The sequence below is a fragment of the Pseudoxanthomonas sp. 97-1-1 genome, assembly GCF_057773125.1.
The window spans coordinates 332,914-358,927 of record NZ_JBYMTJ010000002.1 but is presented as its reverse complement, the minus strand read 5'-3'; the positions used below and the strand labels follow the sequence as shown (position 1 = coordinate 358,927).

Here is a 26,014-nt window from a genome sequence, read left to right as displayed (position 1 = left end):
CCCCCTAGACGCAGGATGCGCGCCAACGGGGCCATCCGGCGCGAGGCTGACGGCATAATGACCGCATGCGCTCACCTTCCACTGTCTCCGCCCTGACCATCGCCGGTTCCGATTCCGGTGGCGGCGCCGGCATCCAGGCCGACCTCAAGACCTTCGCGGCGCACCGCGTGCACGGCCTCTCCGCAATCGCTGCGCTGACTGCGCAGCACACCCGGGGCGTGACCGCGGTGAACGTGCCGCCGATGGAATTCCTGCGCGCGCAGCTGGATGCGTGCTTCGAGGACTTCGATATCCGCGCGGTCAAGCTGGGGATGCTGGCCACCGCCGAGGTGATCGGCACCGTGGTCGAAGCGCTCGTCCGGCACCGCCCCGGCACGGTTGTCGTCGACCCGGTGATGGTCGCCACCAGTGGCGCGAGGTTGCTGGAGAACAGCGCGCTGGACGCGATGCGCCGCCAGTTGCTGCCGCTGGCCGACGTGCTGACACCCAATCTGCCCGAAGCCGAACTGCTGCTGGGGCGCACGATCCCCGATGTGCAGGCGATGCGCGATGCGGCGCGGGACCTGCTGGCGCTGGGCGCGCATGCCGTGTTCCTCAAGGGTGGCCATCTGCCCGGCGACGGGGACGTCGTCGACCTGTATGCGGATGCGGAAGGCGTGGCGGAAACGGCACATCCGCGCCTCGCACTTGAAGCCCATGGCACCGGCTGCACGCTGGCGTCCGCCATCGCGGCCCGCCGGGCGCAGGGCATGGCGATGAAGGAGGCCTGCCTCGCCGCATCCGACTACGTGCACGCCGGGCTTCGGGGCGGCTACCGCCCGGGACGCAGCGACATCCTCGTGCTGGACCATTTCGGCGCCGCGCCCGTCTGATGGACGACATCGACATGCCCACGATTTCAGCGCAGGACATCCCGCTGACCACGCCCGACGGCCATGCGTATGCGTTGATGGCGCGCATCCCCGCGCAGGCGAACTCCGCCGTGCTGTGGGTCCCCGCCCTCGGCGTGGCGGCGCGGCATTACATGCCGTTCGCGGAGGGCCTGGCCGCGCGCGGCATGGCGGTGTTCGTGCACGAATGGCGCGGCAACGGCAGCAGCTCGCTGCGCGCGGACCGTCGCCACGACTGGGGCTACCGCGAGCTGCTGGGCACGGACCTGCCGACGAGTCATGCGGAACTTCGCCGGCAGCTACCCGATATGCCGCATGTGATCGGCGGGCACAGCCTGGGTGGGCAACTCGCGGCCTGCCATCTGGGCCAGCATCCCGACGCATTCACAGGGCTGTGGCTGGTCGGCAGCGGCACGCCTTACTGGCGTGCGTTCCCCGCGCCGCGCGGCTACGCACTGCCGTTCTTCTACCAGTTCGCGCCCTGGCTGGCACGCGCATGCGGTGCGCTGCCCGGTCGTCGCTTGGGGTTTGGCGGCGACGAAGCACGCAGCCTGATCCGCGACTGGGCACGCGTGGGCCTGAGCGGCCGCTATCGCGCCGCCGGCTTGCCGGCGGATCTGGAAGCCGGCATGCGCCAGGTCCAGGCACCACTCCATGGCGTGCTCTTCGACGACGACTGGCTGGCGCCGGAAAGCTCGCTGCGCGCGCTGGCGGCCAAGATGCCCGGAAGCCCGACCCGCGTCACCACGCTGCACCACGCGGCGCTGGGCACGCATGCGGATCACTTCGCCTGGATGAAGCAACCTGCCGCCGTGATCGACGCCCTGCTGTCCTGATCGCGGATCAGCAGCCCACGACGATGCTGTCGCGTCCCTGCGCCTTGGCACGGTAGAGCGCACTGTCCGCGCTGTTGATCCAGTCCGATACCGATGCGATGCCCGGATGCGCTTCGGACAGGCCGATGCTGACGGTGCAGCGCAGGCCGCGTGCGGAAAAGGCACAGGCGGCCACCTGCCGTCGCAGCCGCTCCGCCGCCACGATCGCTTCTTCCCAGCGCGTATCGGGCATGACGACGCCGAACTCGTCGCCGCCATACCGGCCACCCGTGTCCACATCGCGCAGGCAGGCCTTCAACAATCGCGCGAACTCTTCCACCACTTCATCCCCGACCGTGTGGCCGTAGCCGTCGTTGATGTCCTTGAAGCGGTCGATGTCGATCAGCACCAGCACCGCCGTCCGGCCCGAGCGCTGGAAGCGCTTGAGCTCGGTGGTGGCGGCATGCAGCCATTGCTGCCGGTTCATCAGCCCGGTGGCCGCATCGAAGCGCGCCATCTTCTCCAGCAGGTCCTTCTGCTGCCGCGCCTTGCGCGACAGCGAATGGGTGGCAACGCCGATCGCCATCGGATAGATGGCCAGGAACGGCAGGCAGGCCAGGACCACGGGGTAGCTGGTGTAGGGATCGAAGGCAAAACCCCACGCTGCGCTGGCCGCCAGGCAGGTCAGCACCATCGTGCCCAGCGTGCGGATGCCGAAGCGTCCACCGCCGATGATCACCTTGTCCATCGTCAGCATCACCGCCAGCAGCACGCTGGGCAGCGCATCGAAGTGCATGGCGGCGATCCAGAAGCCGCCCATCGCTGCATCGAAGGTCAGGTTCTGGAATTCGGCCTGGATGGGTTCATCGCGGCTCAGCTTCACCCGCAGGTAGGCCAGGTGCGGCCACAGGAAGCCATTGGCGACCAGCAGCGCCCACAGGGCGGGCGACGCCGAATGTTCGTAAAGCACGGCCGCCACGCATATCGCGCCCAGCCCCAGCCCCAGCGCGCGCATGCGGTACATGCGCAGCCCATAGCGTGAGCGGTTCTGTTCCGCCATGTCGCGTGCAGCGTCGGAGGACAAGCGGATCCAGGCGGTGGGAATTGAGCGGATTCTCGGCCAATCACGCGGGCGGTACCAGCCCGCGACACGACGCCGCGCCCCCGCTTATGCCAACCGGGTCACGTTCGGCGCATCGATCACGCCGCCGGGTAGCCCTGGGGATTCCGGGATTGCCAGCGCCACGCATCGCGGCACATCGCTTCCACCCCCAGCTCGGCCTGCCAGCCGAGCGCCTGCCGGGCCAACGAGGGATCCGCGTACACCTCCGCCACGTCGCCGGGCCGCCGTGCGACCACTTCGTAGGGAATGTCCCGCGCGGCCGCCTCCGCGAATGCCTTCACCAGCTGCAACACGCTGACCCCCTGGCCCGTGCCCAGGTTGACGGTCAGGTTGCGTTGCTCGCGGGCGAGGAAATCCAGCGCATCGGCATGCGCGCGCGCCAGGTCCATCACGTGGATGTAGTCGCGCACGCCGGTGCCGTCCAGGGTTGGCCAGTCACCGCCGAACACGCTCAGCCGGTCGCGGCGCCCCACCGCCACCTGGCAGATGTACGGCATCAGGTTGTTGGGGATGCCGTTGGGATCTTCGCCGATGAGCCCCGATGCATGCGCGCCCACCGGGTTGAAGTAGCGCAGGTTCGCGGCATGGAATCCCGCATCGCTGCGGCACAGGTCGCCGATGAGCTCTTCCATCACCAGCTTGGTGCGGCCATAGGGATTGGTGACCTGGAGGCTCGCATCTTCGCGCACGGGTACGCTGGCGGGGTCTCCGTAGACCGTGGCGGAGGAGCTGAATACCAGCCGCCTGACGCCGGCCGCCTGCATGCCGTGCAACAGGTTGAGCGTGCCACCGATGTTGTTGTGGAAATAGTCCAGCGGACGCTCGCAGGATTCGCCCACCGATTTCAGCGCGGCGAAATGCACGACCGCATCGAACGGCTGGCGTTCGAAGAACCGCGAGACGGCCTCGCGTTCGCGCAGGTCCAGCGGCTGGAAAGGCACCGGATGGCCGGTGATCTGCTGCAGCCGGGTCAGCACGCCCGGCGAGCTGTTGCTGAAATTGTCGGCCACCACCACATCGTGGCCGCGTTCCACCAGCACCACGTAGGTGTGCGCGCCGATGTAGCCGGCGCCGCCGCACAACAGGATCCGCATCTCGACTCCCCCGGTCGCAGGTCGCGCCATCTTCCCGATGGACGATTGCCCCTTGTTACGCAGGCAGCGGCACATTCAGGCCAATCCTGGCGCGTGTCCTCCCGGGCGTGCTTTGGACGTTGATCGACTCGACACCAGGCCGGGAACCGGGCGAACGCGCCCACCGCGCCACCGTATAGACTTCTCGACAGACGCGACACACAGGGGATCTCCACATCGATGAACGCACCACTGCCTACCCTGGACCAGGCCAGGATCGCCGTGATTGGACTGGGGTATGTCGGCCTTCCGCTGGCCGTCGCCTTCGGCCGCAGGTTTCCCACCCTCGGGTTCGACATCAACGGCAAGCGCGTGGCCGAACTGCGCGGGCATCATGACCACACGCTGGAAGTGACCGCCGAGGAACTGCGCGACACGCCGCAGCTCGACTTCAGCGACGATCCGGCCGCGCTGGCGGGCTGCAACGTATTCATCGTCACCGTCCCCACGCCGATCGACGACTACAAGCGCCCCGACCTGCATCCGCTGGAATCCGCCAGCCGCGCCGTCGGCCGCGCCATCGGCAAGGGCGCGGTCGCCATCTACGAATCCACCGTCTATCCCGGCGCGACCGAGGAAGTCTGCGTGCCAATCATCGAGCGCGAATCCGGGCTTGTCTTCAACCGGGATTTCTACGCCGGCTACAGCCCCGAGCGCATCAATCCCGGCGACAAGCAGCACCGGCTGGAGACGATCATGAAGGTCACCTCCGGTTCCAGCCCCGAGGTGGCCGACTTCGTGGACGCGCTGTACGGCAGCATCATCACGGCCGGCACCCACAAGGCCAGCAGCATCCGCGTGGCGGAAGCCGCCAAGGTCATCGAGAACACCCAGCGCGACGTCAACATCGCGCTGATCAACGAACTGGCCCTGATCTTCCACCGCCTGGGCATCGACACCCACGAAGTGCTGGAAGCCGCCGGCACCAAGTGGAACTTCCTGCCATTCCGCCCCGGCCTGGTCGGCGGCCACTGCATCGGCGTGGATCCGTACTACCTGACCCACAAGGCGCAACAGATCGGTTACCACCCGGACGTGATCCTGGCCGGACGACGCATCAACGACGGCATGGGCAGCCATGTCGCCCGCCGTGTGGCCAAGCTGATGGCCAAGCGCAACCTGCCCACGGCCGGCGCCAGGGTGCTGGTGCTGGGCCTGGCCTTCAAGGAAAACTGCCCCGACGTGCGCAATACGCGGGTGGTGGACATCGTGTCCGAACTGCGCAGCTATAACACTCAGGTCGACGTGCACGATCCCTGGGTCAATGCGGACGAAGCGCGGCACGAATACGGCCTGGAACTGGTGGCGGAGCCACAGGCCGGCCAGTACGATGCCATCATCCTGGCGGTCGCGCACCGGGAGTTCACCGAACGGGGCGCCGAAGGTGTCCGCGCACTCGGCAAGCCCGGCGCCGTGCTCTTCGACGTGAAGCGGGCCCTGCCCCGCCACGCCGTCGACGACTGCCTGTAAGCGACCCGACTCCACGAGACCCTGTTGATGCGCGTACTGGTCACCGGCGCTGCCGGCTTCATCGGCTCCCACCTCAGCCATCGCCTGCTCGATCGCGGTGACGAGGTGCTGGGGTATGACAACCTCAATGCCTACTACGACCCCACGTTGAAGGAGGCCCGCCTGGCCCGGCTCCTGCCGAAGGCAGGCTTCCATTTCGTGCGCGGCTCGCTGGAAGACCGCACGGCACTGGAAGCGGCTTTCGATGCGTTCAAGCCGCAGCGCGTGGTCAACCTGGCCGCCCAGGCCGGCGTGCGCTACTCGCTGGAGAACCCGCACGCCTACATCGACAGCAACATCGTCGGCTTCACCAACATCCTGGAAGCCTGCCGGCACCGCGGCATCGAGCATCTCGTCTACGCATCGTCCAGTTCGGTCTATGGCGCGAACCGGAAACTGCCGTTCGCGGTGGAGGACAGCGTCGACCATCCGGTCAGCCTGTACGCGGCCACCAAGAAGGCCAACGAACTGATGGCGCACACCTACAGCCACCTGTTCGGCATGCCCACCACCGGACTGCGCTTCTTCACCGTGTACGGCCCGTGGGGCCGGCCGGACATGGCGCTGTTCCTGTTCACGAAGAACATCCTCGAGGGCAAGCCCATCGATGTGTTCAACCACGGCCACCACAGCCGCGACTTCACCTTCGTCGACGACATCGTGGAAGGCGTGATCCGTACGCTGGACACCGTGCCCGGCCCGGATCCGGCGTACGACCCGCTGCTGCCGAACCCGGGATCGTCCAGCGCCCCATACCGCGTCTACAACATCGGCAACCACCAGCCCGTGCAGTTGCTGCGCTACATCGAGGTGCTGGAGGACTGCCTGGGCCGCAAGGCGGAGAAGCGACTGCTGCCGATGCAACCCGGCGACGTGCCCGACACCGAAGCCGACGTGGAAGCCCTGCGCCGCGATACCGGCTATTCGCCGACGACGCCCATCGAGACCGGCGTGCGCCGGTTCGTGGACTGGTACCGGACGTTCTACGCCGAGTAAGCCCGATCAGGAGCGCCGACAAGGCGCTCCGCAGTGGCCGGATTCCCCTGTCGCCGCCGTTGTTACCGGCATCAGCAACTCCAGGGGATCCTCCGATGAAACGCCTCTTTGCCGGCCTTGCCGCCACCCTCCTTTCCGTGCTGCTGACGTCGTGCGCCACGTCCTCCGGCAGCGAGACGCCACCGCCTGCGACAAGCACGCTGGGTACCGATGCGTACCACATCGGCGTGGACGACATCGTGCAGGTCTCCGTGTGGCGCAACCCGGAACTCGGCATCACCGTGCCGGTGCGTCCCGACGGCATGATTTCGGTGCCGTTGGTGGGCGACGTGCCAGCCGGCGGCCGCACCCCGGGGGACGTCGCGAAAGACATCCAGGAACGCCTGGCGACCTACGTGCGCGATCCGCAGGTGGCCGTGATCCTGACCGACCTGCGCAGCCACGAGTATCTGTCCCGGGTGCGCGTCACCGGTGCCGTCCGCCAGCCCGTGTCGCTGCCCTACCGCCCCGGCATGACGGTGCTGGATGCCGTGCTCGCCGCCGGTGGCATCACCGAGTTCGCGGCCGCCGACAGGTCCGACCTGCACCGCAAGGGCGCCGAGCAGACCCAGACCTATGCGGTCCGGCTTGACCGCATCCTCAACCGCGGCGACCTGAGCACCAACTACACGGTGTCGCCCGGCGACGTCATCACCGTTCCCGAGCGCACGTTCTGATGAGCCAGAGCAATCTTCCCGCGCGGCGCGGATACGCTGCGCCGGCCGCGCCTGCGGGCGCGCTGTCGCCCAACGAACTGGCCCCGATCCTGCTGCGCGAAGCACGTCGCCACCGCGTGGCGCTGGTCGGCATCTTCGCCGGCGTCGCCCTGCTGACGCTGGTGGTCGGATTGCTGGTGCTGCCGAAGAACTACACCGCCTCGACGACGATCCTGGCGCAGGAAAGCGACATCATCCAGCCGCTGCTGGAAGGCCGCGCGGTGGCGACCGGCGTCGTGGACCGTGCCGGCATGGCCCGGCAGGTGATCTACAGCCAGCGGGTCCTGCAGGATGCGCTGAAAACCGGCGGCTGGCTGGAAAACGTGCCCAACGCCGTCCAGCAGGACCGCCTGATGGAACAGATCAAGGGCCGCATCGCGATCACCAGCCCGCGCCCCAACCTGATCCAGATCACCTACCGCGACAGCGATGCCAAGCGCACCTACGAGGTGACGGAGCGCCTGAGCGACATGTTCATCAAGGAGAGCCTGGCGGCGAAGGAACGCGAAAGCCGCGAGGCCTACGAGTTCATCAACAAGCAGGTGCAGGACTACCACGCCAAGCTGCTTGAGGCCGAAGAGCGCCTGCGTGCATACCGCTCGGCCAACACCGACGCCCAGCCCGGCAGTGCGACCGATGCCAACACGCGCATCAGCTCGCTGCGCACCACGGTCGAACAGACCCGCATGGCGCTGCTCGAACAGCGTTCGCGCGAAGGCGCGATCGCCTCGCAGCTCTCCGGCGAATCGGCGGTCACCGCCGTGCAGACGCGCGAAAGCCTGTACCGCGGGCAATTGCTGGAACTGCAAGGTCAACTGGACCGCCTGCTGCTGAACTACACCGAGCAGCACCCGGACGTCGTGCGGGTGCGCCACCAGATGGCCGACCTGCAACAGTCGATGGTCAATGAGCAGAACCGTCGCGCCTCCGCGCCGCAGGGCGGGAGTCCGTTCGACGAAGCCCAGATGAACCCGCTGTACCAGGAGCTGCGCAGCCAACAGGCGCAGACCCGTCGTGAAGTGGCGGCGACCGCATCGCGCATGTCGATCGCGGAGTCGATGCTCAACGACGAACTCAACCGCAGCCGGCGCATCGCCGATTCCGAAAGCGCGCTGGCCGAACTCACGCGCGACTACGAAGTCAACCGCGACATCTACCAGGACCTGCTGCGCCGGCGCGAGAACGCCCGCGTCTCCATGCAGCTGGACCGCGAAGAACGCGGCCTGACCCTGCGCGTACAGGATCCCGCGACGATGCCGTTGCGCCCGACGGGCCTGCGCTTCATGCACTTCGCCATCGGCGGGCTGCTGATGGCGGTGGGCATTCCCCTCGGCCTGCTGTTCCTGCGCGCACGCTTCGATCCGCGCATCCGCTCGGCGCACCAGGTGCAGCGTCTCACCGACCGGCCGCTGCTCACCGTGGTACCGACCTACCACTCGCCGCGTGACCGTCGCCAGGAGTTGACCCGCAACGCGATGAGCGTCGGCATCCTCCTGGTCGTCGTGCTCGCGTATGGGCTCGTGTTCGGCCTCAAGCAGCTTGCCGCCTGAGGCCTCCGCCATGACCCATCACGCCACAATGGAAAAGCCAGTGACCCCGGACAACGACCGACTGCACGGCGTGCCCTACCGCGCCGATACCTCCCGCTCGCTGGCCCTGATGGACGAGCCCACGGCATTGACGCCACGCGAACTGGAAGAACGTCGCGTCATCCATCGCAACGATTCCGTGCGCGAACAGGCCGATGCGTTCCGCGAGCTGCGTACGCGGCTGCTCGCGCTGGGCGGCGAGCGCAACTTCGTCACCCTGGTGGCGCCGGTGAGCCACGGCTGCGGCGGCAGCTTCGTTGCCCGCAACCTGGCCACGGCGTTCGCGTTCGACGACACCAAGAGCGCACTGCTGGTGGACTGCGACGCGCTGCACCCGACCCAGCACACCGCGCTGCGCGTGGATGCCGGGCACGGCGGGCTGATGGATTACCTGGATGACAGCGACACCGATCTCGCCCGCATCCTCTACCGTACCGGCGTGCCGCGCCTGCGCCTGATTCCGAGCGGCCGCCAGCGCGAGATGACCGGCGAAGCGTTCAGTTCGTTCCGCATGCGCGCGATGATGGATTCACTGCGCAGCCGCTACCCCGACCGCTACCTCGTCCTCGACAGTCCGTCGGTACTCGGTTCGCCCGATGCGCGCATCCTCTCCGAGCTCGCCGACCTGGTGGTCCTGGTCGCGGGCTACGGCAAGGTCACGCCGGAGAAGCTGGAGAAGGCCATCGGCAGTTTCCCGGCCGACAAGGTGGCCGGCGTGGTGTTCAACGAAATCCCGTGAAGCAGCCAAGGAGCATCGGCATGCGCGTCACCCGCCTTCGCGTTTCCGCCATCGCGGCCTCCGTGCTGGCCACGTTCTCCGGCCACGCATTCGCCGCGCGGGTCGATTACACCGTGGACCTCGGCATGGAGCGCAACAGCAACGTGACGATGGTGCCGGCCGACCCCATCGAACAGCGCTACCTGCGCGCCGGCGTCGGCTTCAGCATCACCGAGAACATCTCGGCGCTGCAGCTGAGCCTGGACGGGCGCGCCGAGTACCGCGACTACGAGGACGACGTCTTCGCCGACACCGTCGATGGCACGCTCTCCGGCCGCATGAACTGGGTGGCCATTCCGCAGCGCCTGTTCTTCGTGGTGGAGGACAACCTGACGGTGCAGCCGGTGGACTCGCTGGTACCCGATGGCCCGGGCAACCGCCAGCAGGTGAACGTGTTCTCCGCCGGCCCGACGGTGCTGTTCAACTGGACGTCTTCGCTGCATGGGCAGGCCGAGCTGCGCTACGTGCACAGTGATGCCGAAGTGACCGACGAGTTCAATTCGCAGCGCCTCGCCGCCGCGGTCCGCACGATCAAGGAACTCTCGCCCACCAGCCGCGTGTCGTTGAACCTGCAGGCGCAGCGCGTGGACTTCGACGACGACATCGTGGCACGCGACTACAACCGCTACGACATCTACGGACGCTATGTCCGCACGCTGGCCAACTTCGAGCTCGGCGCGGACCTGGGCTATTCGCGCATCGACTACCGGCAGGGCGAGTCGCGCTCCGAGCCGCTGCTGCGCGCGGATGCCGAGTGGAACCTGTCTCCCCACAGCCAGCTGATCGCAGCCGTGTCCAGCCAGTTCTCGGACACCGCGACAGATGCACTGACCGGCATCCAGTCCGAGGCCACGGTGCCGGAGAACGTCCTGACCGGGGACGCGGTGGTGAATGCCTCACCGTACGAGGTCCGCAGCATCGACCTCGGCTACCGGTACACGGGCACGCGGTTGACCTTTTCCGTCACCCCGTACGCACAGAAGCGCGACTACGTGGATTCGGATACGTTCGACCAGAAGACGCGCGGCGCGCGCTTCGACCTGCAGTGGCTGATCCGTCGTTCGCTGACGCTGGGAAGCTACGCCACCTGGGAGCGGCTGGATTACACGCAGCTCAACCGCGAGGACGAGACCTCGCGCGTGGGCGCGAGCCTGGAATACCAATGGGCGCCCCGCTGGTCGGCGCGCCTGCACGCCGAGCGCTACAAGCGCGACAGCACCGACGTTGGCCAGAGCGTCTCGCAGAACCTGATCTACCTGAGCATCGCCTACTCCAACCGTTGAGGTGTCCGGCATGCGCGCCACGCCCTCCAGATTGAAGACGCATGGCATTCCCAGTGCGGTGTTGCTGACGCTGGCGCTGCTGGCAGCCGCCATCGGCCATTGCGGTGCAGCCGATGCACCGGAGGCGACCGCGGCGCAGGAGCCCCGCGCGACGCAGGCCTCCGCCGATGCGCCGCAGGCGACGGCCGCGTCGGCCTCCCCACCGGCAACGGCAGGGACCGACCAGTTGAAGATCGACCTGACGTTCGTCGATCGCAGGTCGCCGGAGTACGGCCGCTTCCGCAACTGGGTGGACACCGCCGTGTCGGGCAGCCCGGGCTATGCGTTCAGCGCCAGCGACGCCGCCCTGATGTTCCTGCTCAGCGGTGGCGAGAAGTACTGCAAGCTCGCCGTCCGCATGGTGGAAAAGGAAGTCGCTGAAGCCGAGGCGGCGATTGCGGCCGGTTCGCGCCCCGCGATCGCCGGCGATTCGTACCTGGAGGCCGGTCCCCGCATCGCGGACCTGGCCATGACGCTGCACGCCTGCACCAGCATGATCGATGCCGCGCAACGGCAGCGCTGGTCCGCCCTTGCCGAGCAGGCGGTGTGGAACGTCTGGAACCCGGGCCGGGCGCAGTGGGGCGGACGCAGCCACGCATGGACCGGCTGGTCCATCGACAATCCCGGCAACAACTACTACTACAGCTTCATCGAAGCGACCATGTACTGGGCGCTGGTCAGCGGCAGCAAGACCTGGATGGACGAGCTGAAGACACGCCGCCTGCCGCCGTTGAAGGCGTACTACGCCGAACTGCCGGGCGGCGGCAGCCGCGAAGGCACCGGCTATGGCGCTGCGCAGATGCGCCTGTTCGGCCTTTACCGCCTGTGGAAGGACAGCACGGGCGAGGACCTGGCCGCGGCCAGCACGCATGCGCGCGACAGCATTCCGTACTGGATACATGCCACGGTGCCCACGCTGGATCGCTTCGCGCCGATCGGCGACCAGGCACGCAGTTCGATACCCGAACTGTTCGACTATCACCGCCGCCTGGTGCTGGAAGCGCGCCAGCTGACGACGGATGCCGATGCGCGCGCGATGTCGTCGTGGTGGCTGCGCAGCATCTCGGTGCCGCGCATGAGCCAGGGCTTCAACAGTCGCTATGACCTGTTGCCGGCCGGCGATGGCGGCGATCCGCCCCCGGCCTTGGTCTACCACGCTGAAGGTGCCGGCCACCTGTTCGCGCGCAGCGACTGGGGCAAGGACGCGATGTGGATGTCGTTCGTCGCCGGCCCCTACAACGAGAGTCACGCGCACCAGGAACAAGGCGGATTCACCCTGTTCGCACGCGACTGGCTGGCGGTGACCGAGAACATCTGGAGCCACAGCGGCATCCAGCAGGGCACGCCCGTGCACAACGTGGTGCGCTTCGAACGCGCCAATCCGGACGCGCAGCAATGCGCGGCGCCGCGAGGCGACACCGTGGTACACCAGTGCGAAACACCGCGCTCGCGCTCCCGTGTGACCGTGACGCCGCGGCCCGATGGCGGCATCACCGCGACGGCCGACCTGACCCCGGTGTATCGCGACAATCCGGCCCTGGAGTCCTGGCAGCGGCGCATCGAGTTCGGTGGCCGCAAGCTGCTGGTGCAGGACGATTTCCGGCTGGGCACGGGGACCCGTGCGATCTTCCAGGTCAATGTCCCGGAGCGCCCCACCGTCCAGGGGAACGAAGCCATCGCCGGGCGGCTGCGCATCCGCGTGCTGGAGCCCGCGAATGCGACGCTGCGTGTCCACACCTGGAGCGACGATGACGCGCAGGAGTTCAGGCGCGGCTGGCGGGTGGATGTCTCGGGCGGACAGACCGGCTACAAGGTGGAACTCAGCGAGAAATGACCCGGGTCGTAGCGGGCGACGCAAGCGCCGCAAACAGTGCGGCGCGTCGCAAAGCCGTCCTCACGGGCCCGTGACCTCCCCTGCCGCCGGCTGAACCAACCTGCGTTTCTGTGACCCAGCCCGTCCGTTTTGACGGAAGCCCCACGTTATGATCCGCCCGCCGTTGCGCGGATCGCATGTAGCGAGGGGGCGCTGCAGCGGGTAGTCACCAGCCTCGAGGGCTGTCGTCTTCCAATTCGTTCGTGCGCGGTTTTCTTGCCAGGAGAACCCCTTTGTCGCGCACGCCCGCTTCCCCCCGCCGCACCCGCCGGTTGCCCATCGCCCTGTTCCTGGGCGCCGCATCGCTTACCGCCCTGACCGCTGCCAGCGCCGCCGGCGGCCTGTTCGGGCTTCGTGCCCAGGCCCTCGCATCCCACGCCTGGATCCAGGCCGAAGATGACTTCGCCGAGTTGCGCCAGGATACCCGCGACCACGTCCTGCGCTTCTGGACGCGCGCTTCAGCCAATACCCGGCTCGCCCGCCGCGCACGCGAACGCGCTGCCATCGGCACCCCCGGCACCAGCACGGCCAATCCCGTCGTCCTCACACCGGTTGCCCCCACCGTGGATTCAACCCCGGTCCTGAACAGCGGCGGACGGATCAGTTCGAACTCCTCCCGGCCACGGCTGGTGAACCTGCCCATGCCGGTGCCGGCGGTCGACAAGGCCTCTGCGGCCTACACCCGCTTCAAGGGCTGGGTGGATGCGGCCGTGGCCGGCAATCGCGGCTACGGCTTCAGTGCCGCCGAGGCCGCGCTGATGTACCAGCTTTCGCCCGAGGCCAAGTACTGCACGCTGGCTGTCAGCATGGTCGAGGCGCAGGTCAGCGCGGCGGAATCCGCGATCGCTTCCGGTGGCCGTCCTGCCGTGGCAGGGGATTCCTATCTCGAGGTCGGCCCGATGATCGCCGATCTGGCGTCCACCATGACCGCCTGCGGCGGCAGCATCACCGCCAGCCAGCGCACCCGCTGGTCCGCATACGCGGAACAGGCGGTGTGGAACATCTGGAACTACAACAACGCCCAATGGGGCGGTCGCAGCCATCCGTGGTCCGGCTGGTCGGTGAGCAATCCCGGCAACAACTACTACTACAGCTTCGTCGAAGCGACGATGTACTGGGCGCTGGCCAGCGGCAACAGCACCTGGTTCAACTTCCTCCGCGACAACAAGCTGCCTGCGCTGCAGACCTACTTCGCCCGGCTGCCCGGCGGCGGCAGCAGCGAAGGCACCGGCTACGGCACCTCGCACATGCGGCTGTTCTCGCTGTACCGCATCTGGCGCGATGCCACCGGCACCGACCTGGCCAACGCCAACAGCCATGCGTCCGACAGCATCCCGTACTGGGTGCATGCCACGGTGCCCACGCTGGACCGCTTCGCGCCGATCGGCGACCAGGCACGCAGTTCGGTTCCCGACATCTACGACTACCACCGCCGCCTGATGCTGGAGGCCCGTTCGGTGGCGACCAATCCGGTCGTGCAGAACCAGGCGACCTGGTGGCTCAACAACATCTCGATCGCGCGCATGGGCTCCGGCTTCAACTATCGCTACGACCTGCTGCCTGCCGGCACCACGGCCGCCGTACCGTCGGAGCTGGTCTACCACGCCCGCGGTACCGGACACCTGTTCGCGCGTACCGGATGGACGCGTGATGCGATGTGGCTGGCGATCGTGGCCGGACCCTACAACGAGAGTCACGCCCACCAGGACCAGGGTTCGTTCACGCTGTTCTCCGGCGACTGGCTGGCGGTCACCGCCAACATCTGGAGCCACAGCGGCATCAACCAGGGCACCGATGTGCACAATCTGGTGCGCTTCGTGCGCAATGGCACGGTGGCACGCCAGTGCGAATCCACCACGCGGGCCTCGACGCTCACGGTCAATCCCGGCAGCGGCGGCTCCTTCACCGCCGATGCCAACCTGACCCCGGCGTTCTGCAACAGCGACGCGGTCACCAACTGGCAGCGCAACTTCACCTTCGCCAACCGCCGCCTGACCGTCCGCGACAGCTTCAGCATCACCAGCGGCACCACCGCGACGTTCCAGGTGAACGTGCCGGTGGCGCCGACACTGGTGAACAGCCGCGAAGCCACGGCGGGCCGCCTGCGCGTACGCGTGCTGGAGCCGGCCAACGCGACGATCAACAGCAACTTCAGCTCGGGCAAGTACGTCGAGGATGGCGCGCGCTTCCGCATCGACGTGCAGGGCGGCACCACCGGCTATGTCGTCGAACTGAGCGAAATCTGACCTGCCCCGTCACGGGCAGGGGTGAGGCCGCCGCCCGCGCGCGCGCAGGCGGCGGCGCATGTCCAGCACGGGGATGGGCATGCAGCTGATCGACATCAGGCTGATGCGTTCCAGCGTGGGCCGTGCGACCAGCGCCGGCAACAGCAGGTGGCGTGCCGGCTGCAACCGGCGCGCATGGATCAGGTGGCGGGCGAACTCCGTGCGGATCACCCGCACCTTCCACGCCACCATCGCGGCAGGCAGCGACAACTGTTCGCCCAGCGTCTGCGCGTTGTGGATCTCCGCAGCGGCGCAGCGTTCAATGCGACTGGTCAGGCTGCCTTCCACCGGCGTGTAACGGCCCACCAGGCCAGAGCAGGCTCGCACCCGCCAGCCTGCGTGCGCGATGCGCAACCACAGGCTGTAGTCCTCGGCACCGATGAGCTCGCGCGCTTCGAAGAAGCCGCCCAGGGTATCGAAGACTTCGCGGCGCACCACGCTCATCGAGGTGCATATCCGGTTGCACCGCCACAGCAGGTCGAAATCCATCTCAGCCGGCAGCGCCAGGCGGTCCTCGCGCGCACTGCCATGCAGAAGACCGGCACGCGGATCCACCGCCAAGGGCATCTGTGCCTGCATCTTGTGCGGCAACCAGGTGTCGTCCGCATCCAGGAATGCCACCCATGCCGCCGATGTCGCGCGCACGCCCGCATTGCGCGCACTGGCGGGTCCGCCGTTGGGCTGTCGCAGCAGTTCGACGACGCCGCCATAACCCGCCACGATGCGCGCCATCTCGTCGCCATCGGGGGAGCCATCGTCCACCACCACGATCTGGCGCGGCGGCAAGGTCTGCGTCACGACACTGTCCAGTGCGCGCGCCAAAGTGGCAGCGGCCTGGTACGCCGGAATCACCACCGCGTAGTCCGGCACCGTCACGGGGGGAGACGATGCCATGGTCACGCCAGCCTTGAGACGGGACGTCGCTTGAGCAGCGCATGCGCGATGTAGTGCAGCATGCACCACGCCGACCGCGGCCAGGGCAGACTCTCGATGTCGCGGTAGATCCGCCACTGCCAGCCGGCGGCACGCAACTTGTTCGACGACACCGAACCTTCGCGGACGAGGTAGTACGCCAGCGGCCGCTCATCCGGCACGCGGTCGGCATGGCCGGCACGTCGCACCCGATCCAGCCAGAACACGTAGTCTTCATGCCCCATCTTCTGGAACGCCACCTCGCCCAGCGAGCGCTCGTAGATGCCGGTCAGGTTGCCGATGCGGTTGCTGTAGAGCATGCCGGCATAGTCCACGCGCGCCGGGGGCAGCACGGTCGCCAATGGCCTGCCATCCTCGCCCACGCGCTGATAGGCGGTGTAGCACACGCGCGCGCCGGTCCGCCGCATGTGTTCGAGTTGCAGGGCGAGCTTGTCGTGCGTCCACCAGTCGTCGCTGTCCAGGAACGCGACGTGGCTTCCGCGCGCGGCCTGCAACCCCCGGTTGCGTGCAGCCGCGACGCCCCCGTTGGCCTGGTGGATCGCCACCACGCGCGGATCGCGCGCTGCGTACTCGTCCATGATGGCCGGCGAACCGTCGCGCGAGCCGTCGTTGATCAGGATCAGTTCCAGGTTCGCGTGGCTTTGCTGCAGGACCGAATCGATGGACCGGCGCATGGTGGCCTGCGCGTTGTACACGGGCATCACCACGCTGACCATCGGCGCATCCAGCGGGGCGGCTGGCGTAGCGTCCGTCACGCGGCCGCCTGCGCCATCTTGCCGCCGGCCCAGGATGCGCGCGGGGCCGGCAACGCATAGTCGCGGTAGGCACCGGGATTGCCCTGCATGCCCGCCTCTGCGGCCTTGACGATGTTGTAGGCCTCGCGCGCGGTGACGTAATGCAGCACGTACTGCTTGCCATCGTTGTAGGCGGATTCGAGATAGTCGTGCATCGCATCGACCGGCGGACCGAGCAGCGTATCGATATCGCCTTCCTGCGTGCCGTGGGTATGGATCTTCACGAACAACCAGTCGGGCCTGCCCTGCACGTGCACGCCCGCGCGTACCCAGGCATCGACCCGTTGCGGCGTCGGCGGCTGGCCCCTGCGCACATCGGCATTCTCGATGCGCGGGATGATGCCCATGCGTCGATCCTTCCAGTTCAGGCCAAGCGGCCCCTGGATGAGCATCAGGTCGCCACTCGCCTGTCCGCCGACGCGGACCGGCACGCCCTGGTCGTGCGACTTCGGCGCGTGCGGATCGTCGGTGGCGTAATAGATGCTGTTGATGGTGCTGGTCTGGGTGTCGCTGGGTGCGGATGGCAGCGTGAAGTCCGCGTAGCATCCCAGCTCGCGCAGCAGGATCAGTTCGTTGTCCAGGCCGCACCACCGGCCATCGGGCCGCGAATTGTCCAGGCACCAGTTGCCGTGGATGAAGCCGAAACGGAGTTCGCCCGTGGCCGGATCACGCGGCAGCGCGCCATGGCGTTCGTGCAGCACGCGGCAGAAACGCGACATGCCTTCCTTGAAGTTGGCCTCGGTATCGTTGTCGTGGTGCAGGTGCACTTCGATCTCGCCATAGCCGTCGGAGCACAGCGCGGAGAGCTTGTCGAGATACTCCGGCACGTACTCCTCTTCGGGATAGAAGAAGCTGTGCTGGGGCGGCCGGCCATCCGCGTCCCGGTGGCGTCCGGCCAGCGTGCGGTAGTCACGGCACCAGCGGTCCACGCGCTCGCGCTGCGTCGCTTCATCCGCGCCATGCCACATGGGCTCGAAGTGGTCGACGAAGCAGAACATCACGTGCACGGGCCCTTCCACGGCGCGCATGCGCGGGCGCCGCAGGTAGTTGCCGATCCAGAGTTCCATGTTGCGCGAACGCAGCAACTTCCAGACCGCCAGCACGGTCGCCAGGATCACGACGGCCAGCCCCGCCAGCCACATCACACCGTCCAAGCATCCCCCTTCGTTACCGGCGCGTGGTCGCGCCATCGTCACTCCAGAAAACGCGACAACGCGGATGCACCGGCCACCCCATGCCGGGGTGCGGCAAGGTCAATGCACGTGCGGCAGGGCGCGCAGATCGAATCCCTGGGCTTTCCATGCCGGGATCAGGCGACGCAGCAGTTCGAGCGAATGGTCGCTGTCGTCGTGCATCAGGATGATGTCGCCACCGCGCGGCGGATGGCGCCCGATCGTCTCCAGCAACTCCGGCACGGGACGGCGGCTGTAGTCCAGGCTGTCATACGACCAGTAGTCGATGCGGTGCCGGCGCCCCACCAGCCGCGCCAGCATCGGTACGCTCAACACGCCGCGGGGTGGACGGAATGCGTGGCGTGCGCGGCCATCGATGCCCTGCAGGAGTTTCTCGGTGCGATCGATCTCTTCCATCTGCTGCCCCAGCGTCAGCGATTCGAAGACCGGATGCGAGTACGAATGGTTGCCCAGCGTGTGCCCTTCCGAAGCGATGCGGCGCGCGAGTGCGTCGTGCCGTTCCACCTCGCGCCCCACCAGGAAGAAGCTGGCCTTGGCATCATGCTCCGCCAGCAGATCCAGCAACGGCGGCGTATGGGCAGGATGCGGGCCATCGTCGAACGTCAGGTACAACGCGCACCGCTCCCCGCTCGGGCCGGCGGTCGACAGCCAGCCGTTCGGCAGGAAGCGCAGCAGTTTCAGGCGTCGTGGACGTGGATTCATGGCGATCGGGTTACCGGGAAGCGCAAAGTTTCATGAGATGCGTCCCTGCACGGCCATCGCACCGGATGACATGTCCTGGCCATCATCCTCGTAGAGGCCATGGTAACGCTCGGCCATGGTGCGGAACGAGGCTTCCGCCTGCGCCCACGCCTGCCCTGCCCGGCCCATCGTCGCGGCACGGTCGCCGCCGCGCAGCAGCGCGATCAACGCCGTGGCGAGCGCGGCCGCATCGCCCGACGGCACCAGCCGGCCGTTCACACCCTCGCGGACGATCTCGCGGTTGCCACCCACATCCGTGGCCACGATCGGAAGTCCGGCCGCGCACGCCTCCAGCAGCGCGATCGAATAGCCTTCGCTGGACGACGACAGCGCGAACACTTCCATGCCCATGAGCAGCCGCGGCACATCATGGCGGTCACCGAGGAACCTGACCGCATCCGCCAGTCCGGCCTGCGTAGCCTGCGCCTCCAGCGCCTCGCGCAACGGACCGTCGCCGACGATGGCGAGCACGGCTTCCGGCACCTGCATGCGCACCTTGGCGAAGGCGCGCAGCAACAACGCGTGGTCCTTCACCGGCTGCAGGCGCCCCACGGTTCCGATGATCCGGCTGCCCGCAGGCCAGCCAAGTTCGGTGGCAAGCGTCTGGCGTGCATCCGGGCCAGCGGAACGGAAGCGCTCCAGCCGGATGCCGTTCGGCACCGCCAGTAGGCCATGCCGCGGATGCACGCCTTCTTCGGCGAAGCGCTCGCGTGCGGCTTCGCATACCGCGACGGCGTAGTCGGTGAAGCGCATGCTCTGCCGGTACAGCCATTCCTGACGACCGCTGCGCGAGCGACCGCCCATGCCGTGGCGGGTGTTGATGCGGCACTTCACGGGCAAGCCCAGCGACGCCATCACCGCGTAGTAGTGCGCCATGGCGTTGTGCGTGTGGATGACGGCGTTGGGCGACTGCCGCAGCAACGCGCGTGCGCGACGCAGCGCGCGCAGGTCCAGGCCAGGCTGCTTGCCGCAGGCGTCCACCCGGACACCGCTGGCCAGCAGTTCCCTGGCCAGCAGGCCCAGCTTGAACAGGCAGATGACCCGGCACTGGTGACCCGCCTCGCGCTGGCTCGCGATCAGGTCCACCACGGTGCGTTCCAGCCCGCCCCGGTCAAGGTTCTCGACGAAATGCACGATCTCCACGCTCTTCCTACCCTCCAAGTTCCGACACGGTGACCCGCTGTTTGCCGCTGGGCGTCAGCGGGATCTCGTCCGTGAGGCGGAAGTTCAGGGCGACACTGTCGCCCACGACCTTGACCAGTTCGCTCCGCACATGCTCGATGATGCCGGCATCGAAACCTGCGTCCGGCACGATCAGGATCTCGAATGCATCCAGTTGCTTCTGCACCACCTGGTAGCGCCGGATACCGGTCGCGCCCAGGAAGGCATACACCACGTACTCGCCCGGCACGAACCGGCCATCGCGGGTGCGCAACGCATCCAGCTTGCGTCCATCCACGCGCGCGAGTCGCGGCAGTCCGCGTCCGCAAGCGCAGCGGCCATGGCCGGGCGTTGCAAGGTCGCCATTGACGTAGCGGAGTAGCGGCATGCCCAGGTTGTGCAGGTCGGTGATCACGAGTTCGCGCGGCCCTTCCCCGCCGGCACTTTCGCCATGGCCGAGTTCCACCTTGAGATGGTCCGCGTTGACGTGCAGACCATCGCGGTGCTCGCATTCGGCGGCGATCAGCATGAACTCGCGGCAGCCGTAGGTGTTGTAGGCCGGCGCGCCGAAGGCCTGTTCGATGCGCGTGCGCTGCGCGTCATGCAGCGCCTCGGCGGCACCCAGGATGCGCAGCGGCGCATGCACCCGGCGACCGGTGGCGATCAGCCAGTCCGCCATCTCCACGATGGGCGCGACGTAGGACACGATGGTTTCGGGCTGGAAACGGTCGATCGCATCGGCGTACTCCGCCATGCGCGTGCGGTCCATCTCGAAGGCATTGAGCATGCGGCGGTTGAAGGCGCCGTGGTACAGGAGGTCCTTGCGCTTCTGCGCGCCGAGCGGCGTGCCCCACAGGTAGAGGGTGCGCTGCCCCAGCCGTGCACCGGCCCATCCGTAGCCACGCCACATGATCGCGACGCGGCGCTCATAACTATCGCGCGTGTAGCCGAACTTCAGGGGTTCGCCGGTCGAGCCGCCGGTGGTCTTGTAGAGCAGGCCGGCCCGCTGCGGGCCGGCGATCAAGCGCTCGAAATTGGCGCGGATCGTGGGCTTGTCCAGCACGGGCAGCCGCGCGTAGTGCGCGGGATCGCGGATGTCCTCCGGCGCGGCAATGCCAAGCCCGGCCCAGGTTTCCCGGTAGTAGGGCACGTGCTCCCAGCAATGGCGCAGCAGGTGTTGCAGCTTCTGCCACTGGAGCGCATCGATCTGCTCCGGCGCCAGCCATTGCTGGCGCTCGTACTCGCGCAGGTACGACAGCGTCTTGCGCCCGCGCAAGCCGGATTCGTACGCGGGGAAAAGCACATGGCGGAACAGGGGTTCGTAGAGGCCCGTCATGAGGCGCCTTCCCCCGCACGTTCGTGGGCCCACGCCAGCAGGCGCGCGCCCATGCGCGGACGACCCGCGGCGAAGCGGCGGTGCAGCAGTTGCAGGTGCTCGATGTCATCGCGGCTCCAGCAGCGCAGCAGGAGCGTGAACAGCGCATACGACAGCACCAGCAGCACGCCCCCCAGCAGGACCGCCGCCCAGGGCACCAGATGCCCCCGCAACGGCCACGCCAGCGCCGCCGCCAGCGCGCCCGCCAGCAGCACGCGCCCCAGCGCGCCCCAGGCCAGCCGTGCGTGGCTGACCCGGATCGCAAGCGAGATGTACAACGTGGCGTTCACCAGGGCCACGGTGAGGTAACCGATCACCGCGCCCACCAGGGCGAAGTGCGCGATCAGCACGGCGGACAGCGTCAGCTTCAGCACGCCGCTGGTCACCGCCAGCACCAGGATGCTGCGCTGCCGGTCCGCGCTGACCAGCATGCTGGAGGCCCCCTGCGCCATCGTGGTCAGGCACGTGGCGAACAGGCAGGCGGAGAACAACGGGCCCGCCGCCCAGTATTCGGGCCCGTACAACAGGTGGATCACGTCGTCGCCGAACACCAGGCCGAACGCCATCAGCGGCGTCGCCAGCAGCGACAGGTAGTGCGTGGTGCCGGCGAAGCGCCGCGCCGCGACTTCCCTGCCCTGGCTGAGCGCGCTCGCCATCATCGGCAGCAGCAGCGCACCGAACACCCCCGGCACCAGCGCCGCCGCGCCGACCGCCAGCTGGTAGGCCACCTTGAACTGGCCGGCATCGTGACTGTCCGCGTACAGGTTGAGGAACATCACCTCCACCTCGCTGGCCACCAGGAAGCTGACCGACACGGTCAGCGCCGTCCAGCGCATGTGGTGGCCGATGCGCGCACGCAGTGTCGGCGGCAGCACCACGCCGGGCTGGCGTGGCGGAAGCAGCGGACGGATCTGCCGCAGCGACACCACGTAGAAGACGATGCCCGACAGCGAGAACACCGCCAGCAGCCATTCCACCGGCGCGTCCAGCTGCCACGCCGCGATGACGAGCAGCAGGTTGATGGGGGTGGACACCAGCGCCACGATCGCGGTGGCGCGGAAGTTCTCGAAGCCCTTCGCCACCCCGATGTTGAACATGTACGACGAGCGCAGCACCACGCCGAGGATCAGGAACCCCAGCAGCAGCGTGTGGTTCATGCCGGGCGCGACATGGTCGCCGGCGAAGATGAACAACGCGGCGCCCGCCAGCAGCACGAACAGCATGAACACCCGCTGCGCGCGCCGCAGGTAGGTGAGCACGTAGGGGATCTGTTCGAGGTGCCCGGATCCGCGCAGTTCGGCGATGAACTTGATCGCCGCACTGGCCGTGCCCGAGTTGGTGGTCGCCACGCCCATCGCCACCAGCCAGATCACCAGGCTGTAGGTGCCGAAACCCTCCGGTCCCAGGTGCCTGGCGATGATGATCGACGTCAGCATGCCCAGCACGTACTCGGTGTACATGCCCACCGAGGAGAACAGGGTGTTGCTGAGCGTGCGCGAGCGGGAGTTCATGCCAGGGCCAACAGGACCTTCACGGTCAGATACAGCCCGATAACGCCGATTACGGCAATAAGGGGCCAGCGGATGATGTCCCTGTCGAGCGAGAACTGCGGCAGGCTGGGGTACGTGGACCGCATGCGCGTGTAGTGGCCGACGACCAGCGCGACCAGCAGGTACAGGATGATCACGTAGCTGCGGCTGAGGAAGAACGCCGCCGTGAAGAAGCCGGTCAGCGACAACAGCAGGCTCAGGCTCAAGGCCTTGTCGGTCCTCCATTCCTTCAGCGCGATATCGTCGGGCACCTCGAGCGGCACGTCGTCGATGATGTCGTCGCCGCGGTTCACGATGGCCAGCATCATGCGGAAGCAGTAGCCCACGATCGCCAGCCAGACGGTGAAGCCCACGATGCCCGTTTCCGCGAGCACCAGGACGAAGGAGTTGTGCGCCGTCAGTTCATGCAGGTCCGAGTAGCCGCCGGCACCGATGCCGAACACAGGGCTGCCGATGAACATCTGGATGCCCTCGTACCACGATTCGACGCGTCCCATCGCGGAGGCTTCGGACACATCCATTTCCTGCATGCGCGAGGGCAGCATCATCAGCCCTCCCAGTGCGCCGGCGCCCATCAGGCCCGCCAGGAACAGGCCGCGCGTGCGCCAGACGTACACGCCCAGCATCGCCACCAGCGCCAGCAGCGTGCCGCGCGAATTGGTCAGGTAGCAGCCCCAGACCAGCAACACGATGGCGGTCCACCAGAACAGCCGCTTCAGCCCCAGCCAGCCACCCTGTGCGCTCAGATAGAAGGCCATCGGCAGGCACATCACGAACAGCATGCCCAGGTCGTTGGGGTCGTTGAAAATGCCCACGTACTGGATGCGCGTGCCCTGCGAGAGCTCGACGCCGGTCCAGCCGATGCCCGTGCTGGCCTGGTCGATGCCGTGCACCGCCAGCACCGACGCACACACGATGAACACCCCCATCGCCACCTGCATGCGCTTGCGCGTATCCACGGCATTGGCGAGCAGCACGTAGGCCAGCAGCACGGGGGCGAACACGAAGAACACGAACAGCGCACCGCCCGCCCAGCCGTTCACCACCTTGGACACCATGGCGATGAAGAGGAAGATCGGGATCAGCAGGTACTGCGGCTGGTTGAACGACTTGCGCTGCGAAAACACCCACAGGCCCGCCGCCAGCACCAGCGCGATGGACTGCAGGGGCGGCCCGGGCGATTCGGCCACCGCCGGGTAATCCTGTGGCCTGATCAGCACCAGGATCAGGTACACCAACAAGAAAAAGAACATGGTCCCCTGTCGCTCCCTGCCTCAGCCCGTGCGCAGCCGCGAGGCGTAGGTGAACAGCTCCGGCAGCGCCATCATCGCCTGGAACCACGGCATGTCCATGTGCCGTTCCACCGGCAGGCGGGGCAGCGAGAACTGCGTGCCCGGCCCGAGCCGGCCGACGCCGGCCACGTAACTGCATGCCAGCCCGAAGCCCGCTGCGCGAACCGCCTCGACCGTGTCGTGGTTGAACGCATCGGGCCCACCCACCGGATACGAGATGACGCGCGCGGGCACGCCCAGTTCGCGCTCCAGCGCGAGCTTGGATTCGCGTACCTCGCCCACCATGCGCTCCAGCGGCAGCTTCGCCAGCATGCGGTGGTCCACGCCGTGCGACCCGATCTCCATGCCGCCACGCTGCATCTCGCGCAGCTGGTCCCAGGTCATGGGCCGGCAATCCGGGTGACCCACCGCGCGCGGGATGCCCCAGGTGGTTTCCAGCCGGGCGACCAGTGCCGCCTGCTCGTCGTCATCCAGCAGCTTCACCCGGTACAGCAGGTCGGAAGCCTGTCGCCGGCGCTCCGCCAGCGTGGCTTCCAACCCCCAGTCGATACCCAGTTCGGGCACCTGCAGGCGCGCGCCGTCGGGCACCGAGCACAGCATGTGCACCAGCCAGTCGTACGCGTACGGCCGCCCGGAATCGATGTGGCCCGTGGACACGAAGAACATCGCCGACATGCCCAGGTCGCGCAGGCTCGGGAACGCGATGCGGTAGTTGTCGTCGTAGCCGTCGTCGAAGGTGACCAGCGTGGCTCCTGCGGGCAATGGCCTGCGGCGATCGAGATGGTCCAGCACCTCGTCGAAGCGCATCGGCACGAAGTTCGCCTTCAGGTGCTGCATCTGCTGGCGGAAGACGTCCGCGGACGCGCTGATCAACTCCGGATCGAAACTGAAACCCTTCGGGTCGGACGACTCCAGCACGCGGTGGTACGCCAGCACGCGCACTTCCCCGTGCGCCCCCGGCCTCACGCGCTTCAGCAATGGCAGCGCGCCCAGCCGATGGCACCAGCGTGCCAACAGCTGCCGGCGCCCCACGCGCGCCGCGACGCTCATCGATGATCCCCTGGTCATCATCATCCGCAGTTCGGCAACCTTGCCTGTGCTGGTGAATACGTAGAAAGCCGGCGCGCGCGGCCAGCCCCTGGACTGGCCGGATCGCGCCCCGGAACGCGTATAGCTGGGAAAGCAGACATCACGCGCCAAGAAGGCGCCGACGGCGATACAGGGGCGCGTCACCAATGTCGGACGATACCGACTTCGTCAGCATGTACGAAGAGCTGGGGCTGGACGCGGAATGCGGCATGGCCGCGTTCAAGCAGGCCTATCGCCGGCGCGTGGCGGCCCTGCACCCGGACATGCAGGGCGATGCCTCGGACCTGCCGCGACTGCAGCGCCTGAATCGCCTGTACGAAGCGACCCTCGACTTCCACCGCGTGCATGGACGGCTGCCGGGCGCCTCCGCACCACGGCGCAGCATGCACGCCCCGGCCCAGACCGAACCCGTCGCCCACGACATGCCCGCGTACGACGAAACACCCGCGCCGCCCCGTTCACGCCGCTACCTGCTGATCGGCGCCCTGGTCGCCGCCCTGCTGTACTGGCTGGGCGCCAACCGCGCCGCCGTCCCCACCCTCGATCCCGCCGGCCCCGGCGATGCCTCCGCCGCGGCATGGCAGCCACGCGCCGCGCGGCAGCTCGAACTGGGCATGGACACCGGGCAGGCGCGCAGGATCCTGGGCGAGCCGACAACCGAGCATGCTGCGCGCTGGCATTACGGTCCTTCGTGGGTCGACATCGAATGCGACAGGATCATCGGCTGGTACAGCGCACCTTCGCGTCCGCTGCCCGCAGGACGTGACTCCGCGCACCAGGCAACCGAGGGCCCACGCGGCCCGGCCGCGTGCGGCTGA

The 26,014-nt window shown here is 67.7% G+C and carries 22 protein-coding genes; 11 read left to right on the top strand and 11 right to left on the bottom strand.

Annotated features, from left to right (window positions below; all coding sequences use genetic code 11):
• Positions 1 to 65: 65 nt before the first annotated feature.
• Positions 66 to 872, top strand: a complete 807-nt coding sequence (gene thiD, locus AC3DET_RS08865; RefSeq protein ID WP_337731073.1) for a bifunctional hydroxymethylpyrimidine kinase/phosphomethylpyrimidine kinase — start codon at positions 66 to 68, stop codon at positions 870 to 872.
• A 14-nt stretch (positions 873 to 886) separates the two neighbouring features.
• Positions 887 to 1,726, top strand: a complete 840-nt coding sequence (locus AC3DET_RS08860; protein WP_488391387.1) for an alpha/beta hydrolase family protein — start codon at positions 887 to 889, stop codon at positions 1,724 to 1,726.
• 7 nt (positions 1,727 to 1,733) lie between these two features.
• Here the strand turns inward: AC3DET_RS08860 and AC3DET_RS08855 are convergent, their stop codons facing one another.
• Both AC3DET_RS08855 and galE read right to left on the bottom strand, forming a co-directional pair.
• A complete protein-coding gene (locus tag AC3DET_RS08855) occupies positions 1,734 to 2,789 on the bottom strand; it encodes a diguanylate cyclase (RefSeq protein WP_488391386.1) in 1,056 nt (351 codons plus the stop codon).
• 116 nt (positions 2,790 to 2,905) lie between these two features.
• Positions 2,906 to 3,922, bottom strand: coding sequence for a UDP-glucose 4-epimerase GalE (gene galE / locus AC3DET_RS08850; RefSeq protein WP_488391385.1), 1,017 nt, complete (start codon positions 3,920 to 3,922; stop codon positions 2,906 to 2,908).
• 219 nt (positions 3,923 to 4,141) lie between these two features.
• Here galE and AC3DET_RS08845 point away from each other — a divergent pair, with 219 nt between their 5' ends.
• The 8 genes from AC3DET_RS08845 to AC3DET_RS08810 all read left to right on the top strand — a co-directional run bounded on the left by AC3DET_RS08845 (position 4,142) and on the right by AC3DET_RS08810 (position 15,029).
• The gene (locus tag AC3DET_RS08845; protein ID WP_488391384.1) at positions 4,142 to 5,431 is read left to right on the top strand and encodes a nucleotide sugar dehydrogenase; all 1,290 of its coding nucleotides are present in this window, start codon (positions 4,142 to 4,144) and stop codon (positions 5,429 to 5,431) included.
• A gap of 27 nt (positions 5,432 to 5,458) precedes the next feature.
• Positions 5,459 to 6,466 (top strand): NAD-dependent epimerase, encoded by a 1,008-nt coding sequence (locus AC3DET_RS08840; RefSeq protein ID WP_192201486.1) that lies wholly within the window; start codon positions 5,459 to 5,461, stop codon positions 6,464 to 6,466.
• 95 nt (positions 6,467 to 6,561) lie between these two features.
• Positions 6,562 to 7,182: an XrtA/PEP-CTERM system exopolysaccharide export protein gene (locus AC3DET_RS08835; protein ID WP_488391383.1), complete on the top strand. Its 621-nt coding sequence runs from the start codon at positions 6,562 to 6,564 to the stop codon at positions 7,180 to 7,182.
• A complete protein-coding gene (locus tag AC3DET_RS08830; RefSeq protein WP_192201487.1) occupies positions 7,182 to 8,771 on the top strand; it encodes an XrtA system polysaccharide chain length determinant in 1,590 nt (529 codons plus the stop codon). The genes AC3DET_RS08835 and AC3DET_RS08830 overlap by 1 nt, the downstream gene beginning before the upstream one ends.
• 10 nt (positions 8,772 to 8,781) lie before the next feature.
• A complete protein-coding gene (locus tag AC3DET_RS08825; protein WP_488391382.1) occupies positions 8,782 to 9,549 on the top strand; it encodes a P-loop NTPase family protein in 768 nt (255 codons plus the stop codon).
• A 20-nt stretch (positions 9,550 to 9,569) separates the two neighbouring features.
• The gene (locus AC3DET_RS08820; RefSeq protein WP_488391381.1) at positions 9,570 to 10,871 is read left to right on the top strand and encodes a hypothetical protein; all 1,302 of its coding nucleotides are present in this window, start codon (positions 9,570 to 9,572) and stop codon (positions 10,869 to 10,871) included.
• Between the two features lie 10 nt (positions 10,872 to 10,881).
• Positions 10,882 to 12,744, top strand: a complete 1,863-nt coding sequence (locus AC3DET_RS08815; RefSeq protein WP_488391380.1) for a hypothetical protein — start codon at positions 10,882 to 10,884, stop codon at positions 12,742 to 12,744.
• 272 nt (positions 12,745 to 13,016) lie between these two features.
• Positions 13,017 to 15,029, top strand: a complete 2,013-nt coding sequence (locus tag AC3DET_RS08810) for a heparinase II/III family protein (RefSeq protein ID WP_488391379.1) — start codon at positions 13,017 to 13,019, stop codon at positions 15,027 to 15,029.
• Positions 15,030 to 15,038: 9 nt separating this feature from the next.
• Here the strand turns inward: AC3DET_RS08810 and AC3DET_RS08805 are convergent, their stop codons facing one another.
• The 9 genes from AC3DET_RS08805 to AC3DET_RS08765 all read right to left on the bottom strand — a co-directional run bounded on the left by AC3DET_RS08805 (position 15,039) and on the right by AC3DET_RS08765 (position 25,157).
• A complete protein-coding gene (locus AC3DET_RS08805; RefSeq protein WP_488391378.1) occupies positions 15,039 to 15,962 on the bottom strand; it encodes a glycosyltransferase family 2 protein in 924 nt (307 codons plus the stop codon).
• Positions 15,963 to 15,964: 2 nt separating this feature from the next.
• Complete coding sequence (locus tag AC3DET_RS08800; protein WP_488391377.1) at positions 15,965 to 16,756, bottom strand: glycosyltransferase family 2 protein; 792 nt, start codon at positions 16,754 to 16,756, stop codon at positions 15,965 to 15,967.
• Entirely contained in the window at positions 16,753 to 17,940 is a 1,188-nt protein-coding gene (locus AC3DET_RS08795) for a hypothetical protein (protein ID WP_488391717.1), read from the bottom strand. Before AC3DET_RS08795 ends, AC3DET_RS08800 begins: the two co-directional genes overlap by 4 nt.
• Before the next feature lie 108 nt (positions 17,941 to 18,048).
• Complete coding sequence (locus tag AC3DET_RS08790) at positions 18,049 to 18,690, bottom strand: polysaccharide deacetylase family protein (RefSeq protein ID WP_488391376.1); 642 nt, start codon at positions 18,688 to 18,690, stop codon at positions 18,049 to 18,051.
• Between the two features lie 30 nt (positions 18,691 to 18,720).
• Entirely contained in the window at positions 18,721 to 19,872 is a 1,152-nt protein-coding gene (locus AC3DET_RS08785) for a glycosyltransferase (RefSeq protein ID WP_192201495.1), read from the bottom strand.
• A 7-nt stretch (positions 19,873 to 19,879) separates the two neighbouring features.
• Positions 19,880 to 21,226, bottom strand: coding sequence for a phenylacetate--CoA ligase family protein (locus AC3DET_RS08780; protein WP_488391375.1), 1,347 nt, complete (start codon positions 21,224 to 21,226; stop codon positions 19,880 to 19,882).
• A complete protein-coding gene (locus tag AC3DET_RS08775; RefSeq protein ID WP_337731086.1) occupies positions 21,223 to 22,776 on the bottom strand; it encodes an oligosaccharide flippase family protein in 1,554 nt (517 codons plus the stop codon). Before AC3DET_RS08775 ends, AC3DET_RS08780 begins: the two co-directional genes overlap by 4 nt.
• Positions 22,773 to 24,068 (bottom strand): O-antigen ligase family protein, encoded by a 1,296-nt coding sequence (locus tag AC3DET_RS08770; protein WP_337731087.1) that lies wholly within the window; start codon positions 24,066 to 24,068, stop codon positions 22,773 to 22,775. Before AC3DET_RS08770 ends, AC3DET_RS08775 begins: the two co-directional genes overlap by 4 nt.
• A gap of 21 nt (positions 24,069 to 24,089) precedes the next feature.
• Positions 24,090 to 25,157 (bottom strand): polysaccharide deacetylase family protein, encoded by a 1,068-nt coding sequence (locus AC3DET_RS08765; protein WP_488391374.1) that lies wholly within the window; start codon positions 25,155 to 25,157, stop codon positions 24,090 to 24,092.
• Between the two features lie 185 nt (positions 25,158 to 25,342).
• On the opposite strand from AC3DET_RS08765, the gene AC3DET_RS08760 reads away from it, so the two are divergent.
• On the top strand, positions 25,343 to 26,014 hold the full coding sequence (locus AC3DET_RS08760) for a hypothetical protein (RefSeq protein ID WP_488391373.1): 672 nt from the start codon (positions 25,343 to 25,345) through the stop codon (positions 26,012 to 26,014).